Source organism: Lactiplantibacillus sp. B652, assembly GCF_023806745.1.
Classification (GTDB): domain Bacteria; phylum Bacillota; class Bacilli; order Lactobacillales; family Lactobacillaceae; genus Lactiplantibacillus; species Lactiplantibacillus pentosus.
Genome location: NZ_JAMSKY010000070.1, coordinates 1 through 430, shown reverse-complemented (window position 1 = coordinate 430; position 430 = coordinate 1). Strand labels below are relative to the sequence as shown.

Sequence of the window (430 nt, the reverse complement as noted above, 5' to 3'; positions counted from 1 at the left end):
GATCAGCTTCCTTTAAAATGGTGTTTACCACAAACCCATCTTTTAGGAGCTGATCTTTTGTCTAGTATAACCTATTCCGAACGAATTAAAATCGAAACCTTTTGTGAACTAGGGCTGCCCAATATCCAAATGGGCGTTCGGCTGAACCGATCACCGTCAACAATTTCTTATGAATTATCTCGATGTCAACCTTATCAGGCTGAATTAGCACAAACAGATGCCAAATACAAGCGATCACGATGTGGTCGGAAAACTAAGCTGAGCGATGAGTTAAAGCAAAAAATTCTCAACCATTTACGTCTAAGCTGGTCATCAGGAATGATTGCTCACGAATTTAAACTAGCTACTAAATCTATTTATAATTGGCTAAATCAGGGGAGAATTGGTTTCTCCTTGAATGATCTACCTGAACATGGCGTACGCCAACGGC

General features: G+C 40.2%; 1 protein-coding gene. It reads left to right on the top strand.

The features are described from left to right. Positions 1 to 57: 57 nt before the first annotated feature. The coding region (locus MZO40_RS17045; protein ID WP_252133479.1) for a helix-turn-helix domain-containing protein at positions 58 to 430 on the top strand (373 nt) is incomplete at its 3' end.